The organism is Aeromonas sp. s9 (genome assembly GCF_040907765.1).
Classification (GTDB): Bacteria; Pseudomonadota; Gammaproteobacteria; order Enterobacterales; family Aeromonadaceae; genus Aeromonas; species Aeromonas caviae.
Window position 1 is genome coordinate 1 of record NZ_JBFOCK010000027.1, and the last position, 15,541, is coordinate 15,541.

The window sequence follows — 15,541 nt, forward strand, 5'->3', positions numbered from 1 at the left end:
GGGGTGAAGACCCTGAGCGTGGGTGGCATCAACATCGTGGTGAACGGGGTGGTGGCGGGCTTCCCGCTGAGCGGGGTGACCACGCCGCTGGGCAACACCCTGACCATCACCGGGTACAACCCGGCGACGGGGCTGGTGAGCTACAGCTACACCCTGAACGACAACGAGGCGCACCCGACGGCGGACGGCAACAACAGCCTGTTCGAAGACTTCGCGGTGAGCCTGGTGGACAGCGACGGGGACTCGGCCTCGAACACCCTGAGCGTGCAGATCGTGGACGACGTGCCGACGGCCAACGATGATGCTGACAGTGCTACTGAAGGTGTGTTCACTCCGGTGACGGGGAATGTGATTACCGGGGCGGGTACCATCGGCGGTACAGCCGGTGCTGGGGTGGACGTCATGGGGGCTGATGGTGCAGCAATCAGCCAGGTCGTGAGCTCGAACGGCAATTCAGACAGTAATCCTGCCGGTGGATTCACCGTGACCGGGCTGTATGGGACGCTGACCATGGGGCTGGATGGCGAATACAGTTATACGCTCACGGCGGCATCGGTTCCCGTGGGGGCCTCGGAGGTATTTACCTACACGCTCAAAGATGGCGATGGTGATACGGATCCGGCAACACTGACAATCAATATTGCTCAGGATACCCGTGTCCCTGTATTGACCATCGGCAATGCGACGGTTGATGAGGAGGGACTGCCTGAGGGGACCGCTGCCAGTGGTAATTCGGAGATATTCAATGGCAGCTTCACCATCAACACCCAGGGGGAAAATCTGACTACCTTGACCATCGGTGGGCAGGCTTACAATTTGACCAGTGGCGGCAGTCAGACCTTGATCAACAATACGGAAGGAATGCTGACGGTAACCGGTGTCAGCGGCCCCACAGCCGGTGTCTACACGGTGAACTATACCTACACGCTCAAAGACAATGTGCTGACTCACAACGTTCAGGGCAACAGTGATACAGCGAATGGTCCGAGTTTCGTCGTGTCGGCTACGGATGCCAGTGGCGACAGTGGCACGGGTAACCTGCAGGTTGTGATCAGCGATGATGCCCCCATTGCCAATGCTGTTACCAATGCAGGCCAGGCGACTCAGGTGCAGAACACGAATCTGATGTTGATCCTCGATATCTCCGGCAGTATGGGTGACCCATCGGGCTATCAAGGCATGACTCGGATGCAGGTGATGCAGAAGTCCGCGTTGGAGCTGCTGGACAAATACAGCGCCTACGGCAGCGTCATGGTCAATATCGTGACCTTCTCCACTTCAGCCGCCAATCCGACCGGGGTGTGGGTCTCGGTCGATGTAGCCAAGGCCATCATCCTTGGCCTTACCCCCACGAACTCGACCAACTACGATGATGCACTGAACGAGGCAATCAAAGCCTTTGGCGATACAGGTAAACTCGCTAATGCGCAAAATGTCTCTTACTTCATGTCGGATGGTCTGCCAAATGCCAACTCGTTGAGCGGTACCCCCGCCACAGTTCCTGATGGCAACAACTCGCTTGGCGGTGGAAACGGGATCGATGGTGACGGCACGACACTGAGCGGTGAAACCAAGGACTGGGCCGATTTCCTGACGGCGAACAACATCAATTCGTACGCGCTCGGGATGGGATCGGGAGCGACCCAGTCTGCACTGGATCCCATTGCCTACAACGGGGTCAGTGGTGCCAGCCCGGCAAATACCACCGCAGTGGTGGTGACTGACTTCAGCCAACTGACCGCGACCCTTTTGAGCACCGTGGTAGCTCCGCCCCTGGCAGGACAACTGATCAACGGGGTAGCGGCGAGTGCCGGGGCCGATGGTGGCTGGCTCAATGCCATTACCGTGGGAGGGGTGACTTATACCTACAACCAGAAGACGGGCTTCGCCGGCGTCTCGGGAGGGACATCAGCCGGGACCTTCAATACAACGACCAACGAATGGACCATTACACTTGCAGGCGGCATCCTCAAGGTGGACATGGACAACGGCGCCTACACCTATACTCCGCCGTCATCCATTCCGGTCGGGGGGATAAACCAGGTCGTAGGTTACAGTGTGATAGACAACGATGGGGATACTGCGTCCAGCACCTTGTCCATCGTTATCAACCCGGCGGTCGGTCCTACCGTAGTTCGTGATGACTTTATCATCACCAACCAGGACCCGGCGACCATTCCGGATTGGGCTCTGCTTGCCAATGACACCGGGCCTCTGGCTGCGACCCAGATGATCACGGGCGTCTCGGGAGCCGTTGGAGGGACCGTCACAGACAATGCAGGCTCGGTAACATTTGATGATACCTCCGGCAATGCGACTCCCAACTCTTACGAGGGTTCGTTCAACTACACCAATAGCACGACCACAGATACGGCCAAGGTGTATGTGGATGTGCAGAGCGGTTTGACACTTACCGGGAGCTATCTCGACGAGATCCTTATTGGGGGATCTGGAAACGATACGCTCAACGGCAATGCCGGGAACGACATCCTGCTTGGAGGACTCGGTAACGACACCTTGAATGGTGGTGAGGGCAATGATCTCCTGATCGGTGGCGCTGGCAACGATACCCTGAACGGCGGCAACGGCAATGATACGGCCAGTTACTTCGACAGCGCTGCTGGGGTCACGGTTACAGTCAATGGTGCCAGTCAGAATACCGGAGGGGCAGGGACAGACAGCCTGAGCAACATGGAAAATCTGGTAGGGTCCATGTTCAACGACAGCCTGACCGGCGATGGTAATGCCAACGTCTTGAGCGGACTGGCAGGTAACGACATCTTGAGTGGTGGTGGTGGCGACGACCTGCTGATTGGGGGTACCGGCAGTGATACCCTGACTGGTGGGGCTGGCAAGGATACCTTCAAATGGATGGCAGGTGATGCAGGAGGCACGGATACCATCAAAGACTTCACCACGGGGGCCAATGGAGATGTTCTGGACCTGAGTGAACTGCTCAGTGGTGAGCATGCCGATGCGAGCACACTGGATCACTATCTTACCTTTGCTCCTGGTCCGGGCAGTGGCAAGTCGACTCTGACCATTGATCTGGATGGAGCGGGAAGTGGCACCACGACTCATACCATCCTCTTTGACAACGTGGATCTGACGGCTGGCAAATCCAATCTGCAGATCATTCAGGATCTGCTGGATCAGGGCAACCTCAAGGTCGATCCGTAAGCAGGGTATGGGGGCCGGGTGTGCCCGGCCCCTGTTATTTGATGGAGTGGGCAGATAAGATAGCTGCAGTATCAGGAGAGGGTCACCATGCAGTCATTCAACTGGGTCGACATCGACGGCATTCGCTATAGCTGGAACGGGCAGGACAATATCGTCTGCACCGGCCGCTTTGGCTATCAGGCCACGATGACGGGTGACACGCTCAACGGTCTGGAGCTGGAGAGCGAAGATGGTGAGGTGGCGGGGTTGCTGAATGTGGACTTTGCCGCTTCTCGTATCAGCTTCACGCCGGCAGAAGATGCGCCCCTGCCCCACATGATGGTGCTGGTCGGCCATGAGTGGGGGCAGCAGGAGTATTCGTTGCAGAGCCTGAGCGATACCTCCTTGCAGGGGCTGCTCAGCCACGGTGAGGAGCTTGACTGGGGGGCGCTGGCCGTCGTGACGACGTCCGAGCCGAATCTGCCATCACAAGGTCATGTTCTGTCGTGGGATTCGTTCCACTTTGAGGATGAATCGCTGTTTGGCAGCCAGGCGCCTGCTCCCGTGATGACAAGCCATGGCAATTCAGGAGGAGGGGAGATCAGCATCAATATCGACATGACCAATCAGGTGCTGGACCAGATCCCGCCGACACACGATATATGAATCCCAATCGACGACATGCATAATGACCTCCATCTAAATGATGGAGGTTTTTTTATGTGGCGTCCCCTTCTTACCCTATCCGCGCTGGTTGTCAGTGCTCCGTTGCTTGCCATCGAGGTTCCTCAGGCCCCCCATCTGGTCGTCAGTGGCTATGCGGAGCAGAAGGCTGAACCAGACATGCTGACGCTCAATGTCGCCGTCACGGCACTGGAGAAGCAGGGCATCAAGGCCAAACAGCAGGTAGATACCAAGGTAGCAGCCTTCTTTGGCCAGCTGGAGAGCCTGGGCATCAAGCGCAGCGACGTGGAGGCTGGCAATCTGGTGATCTCCCCCGAGTACCAGTACCCCCAGAACAAGCAGCCTGAAATGGTGGGTTACCGTGCCCAGCGCCAACTGGCCGTCAAACTCTATCAACTCGACAAACTCAGCCAGTTGATGGATACCGCCCTCAAGGCGGGTCTGGAGTCCGTGACCCAGATAGAGTACGGCCTGAAGTCACCACAGGTCATCAAGGAGCAGGCCCGGCTTGGTGCTGTCGCTGATGCCACGAGCAAGGCGGAATCCCTGGCCAAGGCTTTCGGCATGAAGCTTGGCAAAGTGTATAGCGTCGAATACCGCAACAGTTCCCCCATGCCGGTCTATACCCGTGCCATGAAGGCCGCGGCAGCCCCTGCCGCCGACATGATGGAAAACAGCTATCAACAGCAGCAGATCAGCATCACTGACAATGTAGAAGCCGTCTTCCTGCTGGAATAACACAACCTCTTTGTCCATCACTCAAACCCGAGGCAACCCCTCGGGTTTGTCATTGCAGGGGCTGGCAGGACAAGTGAGCCGCGAATTGGGTCAGGTGAAACGGGAATGGAATAAAAAATGCCGGTCAGTGACCGGCATTTTTGCTGGAGAGGGATGATGCCTAGCCCAGGTTGGTCGCCAGCTTGCGTTGGCTCTTCTGTTTGAGCAGATAGCCGATACCGAGTACCAGGACCCAGGCCGGGATCAGCTCGACCGAGATGCGGGTGCCGTCGTTCATGTACATGATCACCAGGATGGCGGCCATGAAGGCGAGGCAGAGATAGTTGCCAAACGGGCTCCACAGTGCCTTGAACTTGGTGGTGACGCCTTCTGCAGCCTTCACCTTGCGGAACTTGAGGTGCGCCAGGCTGATCATGGCCCAGTTGATGACCAGGGCGGAGACCACCAGGGACATCAGCAGACCAAAGGCCTTGCCCGGGATCAAATAGTTGATGAGCACGCACAGCAGGGTGGCCGCGGCCGAGATGGTGATGGCGGTCAGGGGCACGCCGCTCTTGTTGGTCTTGAGCAGGGCCTTGGGGCCGTTGCCCTGCTTGGCCAGGCCAAACAGCATGCGGCTGTTGCAGTAGACGCAGCTGTTGTACACCGACAGCGCGGCGGTCAGCACCACCAGGTTAAGTACGTTGGCTACCAGGTTGCTGTCGAGCGCATGGAAGATCATCACGAACGGGCTGCCGCCTTCCACTACCTTGCCCCAGGGATAGAGGGAGAGCAGTACGGTCAGGGCGCCGATGTAGAAGATGAGGATGCGGTAGATCACCTGGTTGGTGGCCTTGGGGATGCTCTTCTCGGGATTGTCCGCTTCCGCTGCCGTGATGCCGACCAGCTCCAGACCGCCGAAGGAGAACATGATGAAGGCCATGGCCATCACCAGCCCGCCGACGCCGTTGGGGAAGAAGCCACCCTGGGCCCAGAGGTTGCTGACCGTGGCCTCGGGGCCGCCGCTGCCGGAGAACAGCATCCAGCCGCCGAATCCGATCATGCCGAGAATGGCGACCACCTTGATGATGGCGAACCAGAACTCCATCTCGCCGAACGCCTTGACGTTGGAGAGGTTGATGGCGTTGATCAGCACGAAGAAGAAGGCCGCCGACATCCAGGTCGGGATCTCGGGCCACCAGTACTGGACATAGATACCGACTGCCGTCAGCTCGGCCATGCTCACCAGTACATAGAGCACCCAGTAGTTCCAGCCGGAAGCGAAGCCGGCGAAGTCACCCCAGTACTTGTAGGCAAAATGGCTGAATGAGCCGGCAACCGGCTCTTCCACCACCATCTCGCCCAGCTGGCGCATGATGAGGAAGGCGATGAAGCCGCCGATGGCGTAGCCCAGCAGCACCGCAGGGCCCGCCATCTTGATGGTGTCGGCAATGCCGAGGAACAGGCCTGTACCGATGGCACCGCCCAGTGCGATAAGCTGGATATGGCGGTTTTTCAGACCGCGCTTGAGCTCCTCGCCGTGTTGTTGAAGATCCATGCTTCCTTCCTTACGTCGCTGAAATCACTCGGCTCGCGTCCCGTCAGCCACAGCACTTCCTCTGCCTGGCGCGGCATCTTGTGCCGAAAACGTGACGAAATCCGTATTTATATCGTTACGGTTTGCCGCTGGCTGTTTTTTGTAGCGGCTACCAACCCGAGCAGAATAGTGATAATCGACCGTCCATGCACCTGTTTTCCTCATCATTGGCTGCTATTTTGTGCGCCATGCAGGTTTTTCATGATCTGGGAAGGGGTTTGAGAGTGGTTGCTGGTTTTGTGTTCGGGTGGATTTTAATCTATTGACTCAGTCCGGTTTTCATGGCCTTGTTGCCCTTTGATAAAAAGGGACTCATATGATGGAGCGTATAGTCGATGGCCTGGTGATGGCCGTGCTCTGGCTCGGGATCTGGCTATCCCCCATGTTGCTGACGATGGCGATGAGCAGCCTTGTTGTCTGGGGCTGGTTGGGAGCGGATTACCTGGTGAACCACATCGCCATGGTGCTCATCCTTGCTGCCGGGATGGGGATGGTGCCAGCTTGCTGGCTGAGCGAGCGAGTCCGCAAGGGCAGGGGACTCATCCATTTTCACGGCATGTTGATGAACAACAAGGAACTCAACAAGCCCTGAGCCTGCTCGCCCCGCGAGTGATGGGATGCCAGCGATGATGCTGGCATCATTTTTTCATCCTGTTCTTCTGTTTCGTTATCTTGCCACTGACTTGTTTAAATGGTGTGTTGTGCTGTCACAGCCTTGCAGGTTAGCAGAGCTGGCGGCGAAGGCCGGTCGCTTCCAGGATCTTGGCGCTGATCTCCTCGACCGAGTGGGAGCTGGTATCGAGGAAGCGGATCGCCTCCTGGCGGAACAGCCTCTCGACGCTGGCCAGCTCCTGTTTGCATTGATCAAGCGAGGAGTAGCGGCTGTTGGCGCGGCGCTGGTTGCGGATCTCGTGCAGCCGCTGCGGCATGATGGTGAGGCCGAACAATTTGTGGCGATTGGCCTTGAGGGCGGCGGGCAGCTCCAGCGATCCCATGTCCTGCTCGATAAAGGGATAGTTGGCGGCGCGAATGCCAAATTGCAGTGCCAGATAGAGGCTGGTCGGTGTCTTGCCGCAACGGGAGACCCCGATGAGGATGATGTCTGCCTCGTCATACTCCCTGGTGGTGATGCCATCGTCGTTGGCCAGCGCAAAGTTGACCGCTTCGATGCGATCGTCGTACAGCTTGCGGTTTTCCATGCCATGGGTGCGATGCAACCTGGGTTCGGCCTTGATACCGAGCTCCTGTTCGAGAGGGCTCACGAAGGTGTTGAGAAAATCGTGGCTGCTGGCCTGGGCCTTGAGCACCTCTTCACGCACCATGGGGTCGACGATGGTGTGAAACAGGATGGGGCGCACCCCGGTCTGGCGAAACTGCTCATCAATGCGTGCCCGTACCTGGCGCGCTTTCTCCTGGGTCTCGACAAAGGGGATGGTTACCTGTTCGAAGGCCAGGGGAAACTGGCTCAACACGGCGTGGCCGAAGACTTCGGCGGTGATGGCGGTGCCGTCGGATACATAGAATACGGTGTGCACTGCGGACTCCTGTGGTGCGCTCCAGGGGGCGGCGAGAAATAAGTATCTCTCGAAACCATATCGTTTTTGTCAACAGATCTGCTATGCCCAAGTTGTGAACTCGCTTGCAAACCTGAGTCGTTACCTTTTTGTGTCGCTATTGTAGAATGCCTGTGTCAAACGACCATCCCCAACTCTTGCTCGGGGATTTTTTTGACAATAAATAGAAAACGTTTTCATGGTCGTTGGCAACAGACACTAACAAAAACACACGACTTGGCACAGCAGGTGAATTGTCACCCTGGCCCCCCAACCTGGAGACATGCAAATGCAACAGTACGTACTCTGGTACGAACAGCTCGGTATGCAGGACGTTGAACGCGTCGGCGGCAAGAATGCATCCCTTGGCGAGATGATCAGCAACCTCTCGGGGGCCGGCGTGTCCGTGCCGGGCGGGTTTGCGACCACGGCCTTTGCGTTTAACGAGTTTCTGGAGTTAAGCGGCCTCAACGGCAAGATCCATGACCTGCTCGACACTCTGGATGTGGATGACATCGCCGCCCTCAACCGGGCCGGTCAGCAGATCCGCGACTGGGTGGTGGAAGCGCCCTTCCAGCCCGCTCTGGAGCAGGCGGTGCGCGAGGCCTATGACAAGCTGAGCGCCGGGCTCGAGGCATCCTTTGCCGTGCGCTCCTCCGCCACCGCGGAAGACATGCCGGATGCGTCGTTTGCCGGTCAGCAGGAGACCTTCCTCAACGTGCGCGGTATCGATGCCGTCATGACTGCCATCAAGCATGTGTTTGCCTCTCTGTTCAACGATCGCGCCATCTCCTACCGGGTCCATCAGGGCTATGACCACAAGGGGGTCGCTCTCTCCGCCGGGGTACAGCGCATGGTGCGCTCGGATCTCGCCGCCTCCGGCGTCATGTTCACCCTGGATACCGAATCCGGCTTCAACGACGTGGTCTTCATCACCGGCGCCCAGGGCCTGGGCGAGATGGTGGTGCAGGGGGCCGTCAACCCGGACGAGTTCTATGTGCACAAGCCGACCCTCAAGGCCGGGCGCCCCGCCGTGGTGCGCAAGACTCTGGGCTCCAAGCTCATCAAGATGACCTACTCCGGGGATGCCGGTCATGGCCGTCAGGTGAAGGTGGTCGACACCACCGATGCCGAGCGCAACCGCTTCTGCATCACGGACGAGGAAGTGATGGCCCTGGCAAAGCAGGCCCTCATCATCGAGCAGCACTACGGTCGCCCGATGGACATCGAGTGGGCCAAGGATGGTCAGGATGGCAAGCTCTACATCGTTCAGGCCCGTCCGGAAACCGTGCGTAGCCGCCAGGAAGCCAATACCCTCGAGCGCTTTGCCCTCAAGCAAGCGGGCAAGGTGCTGATCGAGGGGCGCGCCATCGGCCACAAGATTGGCGCGGGTCCGGCCCGTGTCATCTCCTCCATCAGCCAGATGGATGAAGTGCAGCCCGGCGATGTGCTGGTCACCGACATGACGGATCCGGATTGGGAGCCCATCATGAAGCGCGCTTCCGCCATCGTCACCAACCGGGGTGGACGCACCTGTCACGCCGCCATCATCGCCCGGGAGCTTGGCATTCCGGCAGTGGTGGGTTGCGGCAACGCCACCGACCACATCCAGGATGGTCAGCTCATCACCGTCTCCTGTGCGGAAGGGGATACCGGCTTCATCTATGACGGCGAGCTCGACTTTGACGTGGCGGTGACCGAGGTGGGCAACATGCCGCGCCTGCCCATCAAGATCATGATGAACGTCGGCAATCCGGACCGCGCCTTCGATTTTGCCCAGTTGCCGAATGCCGGTGTGGGCCTGGCCCGCCTCGAGTTCATCATCAACCGCATGATCGGGGTCCACCCCAAGGCGCTGCTGGAGTTCGATCAGCAGACCCCGGAACTCCAGGCCACCATCACCAGGATGATCGCGGGCTACGAGAGCCCCAGGGAGTTCTACGTAGCCAAGCTGACGGAAGGGATCGCTACCCTGGCGGCCGCCTTCTGGCCTGAGCGGGTCATCGTGCGGATGTCGGACTTCAAGTCCAATGAGTACGCCAACCTGGTGGGGGGCCGTGGTTACGAACCCCATGAAGAGAACCCCATGATCGGTTTCCGTGGTGCGTCGCGCTACATCGCCGACAGCTTCCGCCCCTGCTTCGCCCTCGAGTGCGAGGCGATGAAACGGGTGCGGGATGTCATGGGGTTGACCAACGTCGAGGTGATGATCCCCTTCGTGCGTACCCTGGGTGAGGCGGAGCAGGTGGTGGAGATACTGGCTGAGAACGGCTTGCGCCGTGGCGAGCGCGGCCTGAAAGTCATCATGATGTGCGAGCTGCCCTCCAATGCGCTGCTGGCGGACAAATTCCTCGAGCACTTCGACGGCTTCTCCATCGGCTCCAATGACATGACCCAGTTGACCCTGGGGCTGGATCGGGACTCCGGGCTCATCGCCCACCTGTTCGACGAGCGCAACGAGGCGGTCAAGGCACTGCTGGCCATGGCCATCGCCGCCGCCCGCAAGGCGGGCAAGTACGTGGGGATCTGCGGCCAGGGGCCGTCCGATCACCCGGACTTCGCCGCCTGGCTGGTCGAGCAGGGGATCGATTCCGTGTCGCTCAACCCGGATACCGTGGTCGACACCTGGCTCTATCTGGCCGAGCAGCACAAGGCCGGCTAAACCCGTCCCCGCTTTTTGATGACACGGCGCCGCAATGGCGCCGTTTTTGTCTGCGCCCCCCTTTTTCTGTTACAAGGGGAATGCGCAAGGCGCTCTGCACCCATCACAGGACGATCCCATGACCTCATTGCAGTGGCAATCCGCCACCCTGGCCCTGCGTGGCCACCACACCCTGGTTATTCCCGAACTCTGTCTCACCCCGCAGGCCTGCTGGGCCTTCGTCGGCAGCAACGGCAGCGGCAAGACGGCGCTGGCGTCGGCCCTGTGCGGCGAGCTGGTCGTGCGTGCCGGAGCGGTATCGGGCCGAGTCCGGGCCGAGCGACTCTCGTTCGAGTCGCAGCAACAGCTGGGGGAGCTGGACTGGCAGCGGCGCAATACCGACATGCTGGGGGAAGAGGAGGAGGCGGGGTATCGGGTATCGACCCTGATGCTGGAGGCGGGGGGCGAGGAGCATGAGGCCCGCGCGCTGCTGGCCCGCTTTGGCATTGAATCCCTGTGGGATAGCCCCTATCGCTACCTCTCGAGCGGGGAGGGGCGCAAGCTGCTGTTGGCCCGGGCCCTGCTGGGGCGGCCCGAGCTGCTGGTGCTGGACGAACCCTTCGATGGCCTGGATCAGGGGGCCAGGGCTTCTTTGATGATGTTGCTGGCCGACCTGGTGTCAGAGGGGCTGCGCCTGGTGGTGATCGTCAACCGTTTTGACGAGATCCCGCCCTTTGCCACTCACCTCGGCCTGCTCGGCGAGTGTCGTCTGCTGCTGGCGGGGGAGCGCGAGGCGGTGCTCGGTAGCCAGGAGGTGGCCCAGCTGGCACGCGCCGAAACCACGTCCCCCCGTTTGCCGCCACCGCTGACGACACCCGAGCCCTTGCCTCCCGGCCCTCGGGTCGTCATGAAAGCCATGCGTATCGCTTACGGGGATCAGGTGATCATCGACGGGCTCGACTGGACCATTGACGAGGGGGAGCACTGGCAACTGGTGGGACCAAACGGCGCTGGAAAGTCGACCCTGCTCTCCCTCATCACCGGGGATCACCCGCAAGGTTACAACAATGAGCTCCATCTGTTCGGACGGCGGCGGGGCAGCGGCGAGAGCATCTGGGAGATCAAGCGCCACATCGGGCTCGTGAGCCCGGCGCTGCATCTGGACTATCGTGTCAGCTGCCCGGTGCAGACAGTGATCCTCTCCGGTTTCTACGACTCCATCGGGCTTTATACCCGGCCGGGAGATCGTCAGCTGGCGCTGGCCAACCAGTGGCTGGCCCTGCTGGGGCTGGCCGATCAGGGGGCGCAGCCTTTCCACACTCTCTCTTTCGGTCAGCAGCGACTGGTGCTGATCGCCCGTGCCCTGGTCAAACATCCGCCGCTGCTCATCCTGGACGAACCCCAGCAGGGACTGGATCCCCTCAACCGTCACCTGGTGCGGGAGATGGTGGCGCGCCTCGTGGGCGAGGGAACCCAGCTGCTGTTCGTTTCCCATCATGCCGATGATGCGCCCCCCGGTCTGACCCACAGGCTGAGCTTCGTGCCAAGGGAGGAGGGAGGATACGACTATCTGCAGGAGCGTCTGGGGAGCTGAGCCGCCCGGGCGGCATGGTCAGAGAGGGGGTGGTTCGGCGAGGAGCGGCGGCATATCCAGCAGTGTCCACCACAGCCCGAAGAAGAGCATGATCCCCAGCCAGAGCCAGGCAAGATAGTGACGGGTGGCGGCCATCCCCGTCACAGTCACCATGAATGCCGTCCCGAAGGCGATGAGGGCGAACAGAAAGGGCGCCATGTTGTCCATCATGGCGGTCATTTCACTAGGGAGAGGATCTGGCGAAATGCCGGATGGCGGCAGTCCCCCATCAGCTCATAGAGGCACATCTCCACCGACGTCAGCGCAGCTCCCCTGGCCGCAAGCTGGCCGATGGCGAGATCCCGGTTGGCGGCGCAGCGAGACGACACCGCATCCACCACCAGCGAGACCCGGGCGCCCCTGGCCAGAAGCCCCAGCACGCTCTGGTAGACGCAGATATGGGTCTCGATGCCACATACCAGCCAATGCTCTACCCCACTCTCGGCCAGCGCGGTCGCCACAGTGGGCTCCCCCAGGGCGCCGAAGCTGTATTTGGGCAGCACAAGATCGCCTGCCTGCAGCGACTGCAATTCGGGCACGGTGGCACCGAGCTTGTCCGGGTTCTGCTCCAGCCAGACAACCGGCAGCCCCAGCACCCTGGCCCCTTGCACCAGCCTGGCGGTATTGGCAATCAGGGCGTCGCTCTCCTCGACCAGGCGGGCCAGCTTGCCCTGAATATCGACCACCAGCAGGCCTGGGTGATGGTGTTTCTGCATTTTTTGTCTCCTTTCTCCGTTGCGGATGAGATACAGCGCCATCCTGGGAGCCATTCTCGCGTACATCTTGATACAAATTGTGAGCTGACCGACGGCGTGGCGGGCACTAGGATGCGCGTCATGGAGCCCGTTTTCTCAGTTGTGGTGGGCATGACAAGGGGCGACGCATCAACCCGCTACTGCGTAGTTGGACGATTTTCCATTAACGATGAGAAGTACCATGAAGAAGATAATCCTGTTCGTCTCCCTGGCTGGCCTTTTGGCCGGTTGCGCCAGCCCGGCACAACGCATGGCGGAATGCCAGGCGCAAGGGATCAGCAAGGACGCCTGCTACCAGGCCGAGCAAAACCGCCAGGCGTCCATCATGAACGCCGCCGAGAAGCAGGCCTTGGAGAACGCCAGCAAGGCGGTCAAATAATCCAACCCGACTCATTACGTGTACTTCTCAGGCCCTGGATTCACCGAATGCAGGGCCTTTTGCTGGGTGGCACAGTGCTGCGATGTGTTTGCGGCGTGTGAGGACTCAATGTAGGTCATCGCCTCGATGTTGCTGCCATCGGGATCGCGCAGGAAGGCGGCGTAGTAATTGGGGGCATAGTGGGGACGCAGTCCCGGCAACCCATTGCAGGCAAAGCCTGCCTTGATCCCCGCGTGATGGAACGCATCCACCTGTGTCGTGTCGTCGGCCCTGAATGCGAGATGGCAGGAAGCAGCCCTGCTGCCCCCGCTCAATCAGAAAGCCCACGTGATCGCGGCCCATCAGGCCAAAACCGGCCGCCGCCTCATCAGACCATTTGAGTTCTATCAAAAGAGGAGCCAGCACGGTGGCGTAGAAGTGCTGACAGGAGTCAAAACGCACCACCTTGATTTCTACATGATCGAACACGGTGACTCCTTGTGTTGCCTGGGTGTAGATCAGCCCATCAGGCCCTCATTGGAACTTGTGTAAATGGGTATCGAATGACCACAATAAGCCAGTTTGACGCCAGGCAGGGAGAGGGCAAGGCGCATAACTGCGCGCTCTGTCAAAGATTTTTCATCCAGTTGTGGGATGCGCTTTGCTTCGTGCTGGCCAAGCTTGCCCGGTTTTGTTGCTTGGCGAAGGCTACGAGCTCTGTTATGGTGTGCTCAGCTAGCCGTTTGGATGGCTAGATGGTTGTGCGCTGACTGCATGTTTGCGCCCCCGACCGCTCACCGTTTTGATGATCATGTTGACAGGGAGTTTTTATGCAACGTCGTTCCTTCTTCACCCTTTCCGCCCTGGCGTTGCTCGCCAGCAGCCTGCCTCTGTCCGCCTTTGCCATCGATGAGGCGAAGAAAGAGATCGTCATCGGCACCACGGTTGGCGACTTTGCCGACATGGTCACCGACGCCATCAAGCCGCAGCTCGAAGCCAAGGGCTACAAGGTCAAACTGGTGGAGTTCACCGATTACGTGACCCCCAATATCGCCCTGGCGGACGGGTCGCTTGACGTCAACTGCTTCCAGCACAAGCCCTATCTGGAGAGCTTCGCCAAAGACCGGGGTCTCTCTCTGGCGCCCATCACCCAGGTGCCGACCGGTCCCATGGGGCTCTACGCCGGCAAGCTGGGGGATCTGAAGGCGGTGAAAGAGGGAAGCACGGTCGCCATCCCGAACGATCCCACCAACCAGGCCCGAGCACTGCTGATGTTGCAGGATCTGGGCTGGCTGAGCCTCAAGGAGGGGATCAATCCCCTCAAGGCGAGCGAGTTCGACGTGGTGAAGAACCCCCACAACCTCAAGCTGGTGCTGCTGGAAGCGGCGCAGCTGCCGCGCTCCCGTGAGGATGTGGACTTCTCCGTCATCAACGGCAACTTTGCCGCCTCAAGCGGGATCCCGTTCAGCTCCGGCCTCTTCCTCGAGCGCAGCTATGACTTCATCAACTGGGTGGTGGTCAAGAGCGCCGATGCGGGCAAGCCGTTCGCCAAGGATGTGGCGGCGGCCTACAACTCCCCTGAATTCAAGGCTTATGCCGCCAAGCGCTTCGTCGGCTACAAGTATCCCGAGGGCTGGCAGCAGAAGGGGTGAGTAGCGTACAAGCGATAAAAACGGGCACCCAGGTGCCCGTTTTTTATGGCGCTGTCCCAATTACATGTTGAAAGGCTAACCTTGAAGTAGGTCATCACCCTGAGGGCCTCCATCATGGATACCCAAGCCTTTCAACATCTACTGTCTCTCTTTCCACAGCTCACCATGCGCCAGCGTCGCCTCGCGCAACATGAACTCACTACCCCTCACCCAATCACCTCGCTGGCCGCTCAACTCCCCGCTTGTCGATGTTGCCCTCACTGTCAGGCCGAGGCTACGCAGTTGGCTCCCTGGGGTTGGAGTCGAGGGCTGCGTCGTTATCGCTGCAAGCAGTGTCTGCGCACCAGTTCCGTTCTCACCAAGACGCCTCTGGCTCGACTTCGCAAGGCACAATGCTGGGAAGACTACGCCCAGGCCCTCATCGACGGTCTGACCGTCCGACAGGCTGCCGTCCGCTGCGGAGTCTGTAAAAACACCGCCTTCTTGTGGCGTCACCGCTTCCTGAAAGCCATGGCGAGTCACCAGGCGGCACGGGAAGGGGGTATCGTCGAGGTTGATGAGACCTTCTTCTTGGAGTCGTTTAAAGGGCAACGTGGTTTGCCCCGCCCGGCCCGCCACCGTGGGGGCAAAGGCCGTACCCGAGGCACAGGGCCGGATTACATCCCGGTGATGGTGGTTCAGGACCGGGCTGGTCACCATGCGGATTTTCAGTTGGAGAAAATGAATGCCGAGACGGTGATAGCTGTTTTGACACCCCTTGTCTCGTCAGATGCGGTGTTGTGTAGCGACGGC

Annotated in this window: 14 protein-coding genes; 9 read left to right on the forward strand and 5 right to left on the reverse strand. The window is 59.8% G+C overall.

Features of this window, described 5'->3' with window-relative positions; all coding sequences use genetic code 11:
* Positions 1 to 18: 18 nt before the first annotated feature.
* The 3 genes from AB5Y54_RS05140 (at position 19) to AB5Y54_RS05150 (ending at position 4,581) form a co-directional block, all read left to right on the forward strand.
* Entirely contained in the window at positions 19 to 3,180 is a 3,162-nt protein-coding gene (locus AB5Y54_RS05140) for a beta strand repeat-containing protein (protein ID WP_368153332.1), read from the forward strand.
* Positions 3,181 to 3,267: 87 nt separating this feature from the next.
* Positions 3,268 to 3,825 (forward strand): hypothetical protein, encoded by a 558-nt coding sequence (locus tag AB5Y54_RS05145; protein WP_010675157.1) that lies wholly within the window; start codon positions 3,268 to 3,270, stop codon positions 3,823 to 3,825.
* A 54-nt stretch (positions 3,826 to 3,879) separates the two neighbouring features.
* On the forward strand, positions 3,880 to 4,581 hold the full coding sequence (locus AB5Y54_RS05150; protein ID WP_010675156.1) for an SIMPL domain-containing protein: 702 nt from the start codon (positions 3,880 to 3,882) through the stop codon (positions 4,579 to 4,581).
* A 160-nt stretch (positions 4,582 to 4,741) separates the two neighbouring features.
* On the opposite strand, the gene AB5Y54_RS05155 is transcribed toward AB5Y54_RS05150, so the two are convergent.
* Positions 4,742 to 6,118, reverse strand: a complete 1,377-nt coding sequence (locus AB5Y54_RS05155) for an amino acid permease (protein ID WP_010675155.1) — start codon at positions 6,116 to 6,118, stop codon at positions 4,742 to 4,744.
* Positions 6,119 to 6,473: 355 nt separating this feature from the next.
* Between AB5Y54_RS05155 and AB5Y54_RS05160 the strand changes: the two genes are divergently transcribed.
* On the forward strand, positions 6,474 to 6,749 hold the full coding sequence (locus AB5Y54_RS05160; RefSeq protein ID WP_368153333.1) for a hypothetical protein: 276 nt from the start codon (positions 6,474 to 6,476) through the stop codon (positions 6,747 to 6,749).
* A gap of 130 nt (positions 6,750 to 6,879) precedes the next feature.
* Here AB5Y54_RS05160 and AB5Y54_RS05165 read toward each other — a convergent pair whose 3' ends face one another.
* Entirely contained in the window at positions 6,880 to 7,692 is an 813-nt protein-coding gene (locus AB5Y54_RS05165) for a pyruvate, water dikinase regulatory protein (protein ID WP_010675153.1), read from the reverse strand.
* Between the two features lie 307 nt (positions 7,693 to 7,999).
* Between AB5Y54_RS05165 and ppsA the strand changes: the two genes are divergently transcribed.
* Complete coding sequence (gene ppsA / locus AB5Y54_RS05170; protein ID WP_119197586.1) at positions 8,000 to 10,372, forward strand: phosphoenolpyruvate synthase; 2,373 nt, start codon at positions 8,000 to 8,002, stop codon at positions 10,370 to 10,372.
* A gap of 118 nt (positions 10,373 to 10,490) precedes the next feature.
* Positions 10,491 to 11,945, forward strand: a complete 1,455-nt coding sequence (modF, locus tag AB5Y54_RS05175; protein ID WP_119197587.1) for a molybdate ABC transporter ATP-binding protein ModF — start codon at positions 10,491 to 10,493, stop codon at positions 11,943 to 11,945.
* Between the two features lie 18 nt (positions 11,946 to 11,963).
* On the opposite strand, the gene AB5Y54_RS05180 is transcribed toward modF, so the two are convergent.
* Together AB5Y54_RS05180 and AB5Y54_RS05185 are read right to left on the reverse strand one after the other, a co-directional pair.
* A complete protein-coding gene (locus AB5Y54_RS05180) occupies positions 11,964 to 12,143 on the reverse strand; it encodes a hypothetical protein (protein WP_234927709.1) in 180 nt (59 codons plus the stop codon).
* Positions 12,144 to 12,160: 17 nt separating this feature from the next.
* A complete protein-coding gene (locus AB5Y54_RS05185; RefSeq protein ID WP_119197589.1) occupies positions 12,161 to 12,700 on the reverse strand; it encodes a hydrolase in 540 nt (179 codons plus the stop codon).
* A 220-nt stretch (positions 12,701 to 12,920) separates the two neighbouring features.
* Here AB5Y54_RS05185 and AB5Y54_RS05190 point away from each other — a divergent pair, with 220 nt between their 5' ends.
* Entirely contained in the window at positions 12,921 to 13,118 is a 198-nt protein-coding gene (locus AB5Y54_RS05190) for a hypothetical protein (protein WP_010675148.1), read from the forward strand.
* Positions 13,119 to 13,132: 14 nt separating this feature from the next.
* Here AB5Y54_RS05190 and AB5Y54_RS05195 read toward each other — a convergent pair whose 3' ends face one another.
* The gene (locus tag AB5Y54_RS05195; protein WP_234932780.1) at positions 13,133 to 13,369 is read right to left on the reverse strand and encodes a hypothetical protein; all 237 of its coding nucleotides are present in this window, start codon (positions 13,367 to 13,369) and stop codon (positions 13,133 to 13,135) included.
* 558 nt (positions 13,370 to 13,927) lie between these two features.
* On the opposite strand from AB5Y54_RS05195, the gene AB5Y54_RS05200 reads away from it, so the two are divergent.
* Positions 13,928 to 14,749 carry a MetQ/NlpA family ABC transporter substrate-binding protein gene (locus AB5Y54_RS05200; protein WP_010675145.1) on the forward strand — a complete coding sequence of 274 codons (822 nt, stop codon included), beginning with the start codon at positions 13,928 to 13,930 and terminating at the stop codon, positions 14,747 to 14,749.
* Between the two features lie 114 nt (positions 14,750 to 14,863).
* Positions 14,864 to 15,541: IS1595 family transposase (locus AB5Y54_RS05205; RefSeq protein WP_368153273.1), on the forward strand; the 678-nt coding region annotated here is incomplete at its 3' end.

Excerpts from the sequence above, each read along its gene's own strand:
- AB5Y54_RS05145 (WP_010675157.1), top strand. The coding sequence starts at position 3,268 with ATGCAGTCATTCAACTGGGTCGACATCGACGGCATTCGCTATAGCTGG.
- AB5Y54_RS05150 (WP_010675156.1), top strand. The coding sequence starts at position 3,880 with ATGTGGCGTCCCCTTCTTACCCTATCCGCGCTGGTTGTCAGTGCTCCG.
- AB5Y54_RS05155 (WP_010675155.1), bottom strand. The coding sequence starts at position 6,118 with ATGGATCTTCAACAACACGGCGAGGAGCTCAAGCGCGGTCTGAAAAAC.
- AB5Y54_RS05160 (WP_368153333.1), top strand. The coding sequence starts at position 6,474 with ATGATGGAGCGTATAGTCGATGGCCTGGTGATGGCCGTGCTCTGGCTC.
- ppsA (WP_119197586.1), top strand. The coding sequence starts at position 8,000 with ATGCAACAGTACGTACTCTGGTACGAACAGCTCGGTATGCAGGACGTT.
- modF (WP_119197587.1), top strand. The coding sequence starts at position 10,491 with ATGACCTCATTGCAGTGGCAATCCGCCACCCTGGCCCTGCGTGGCCAC.
- AB5Y54_RS05180 (WP_234927709.1), bottom strand. The coding sequence starts at position 12,143 with ATGGCGCCCTTTCTGTTCGCCCTCATCGCCTTCGGGACGGCATTCATG.
- AB5Y54_RS05185 (WP_119197589.1), bottom strand. The coding sequence starts at position 12,700 with ATGCAGAAACACCATCACCCAGGCCTGCTGGTGGTCGATATTCAGGGC.
- AB5Y54_RS05190 (WP_010675148.1), top strand. The coding sequence starts at position 12,921 with ATGAAGAAGATAATCCTGTTCGTCTCCCTGGCTGGCCTTTTGGCCGGT.
- AB5Y54_RS05200 (WP_010675145.1), top strand. The coding sequence starts at position 13,928 with ATGCAACGTCGTTCCTTCTTCACCCTTTCCGCCCTGGCGTTGCTCGCC.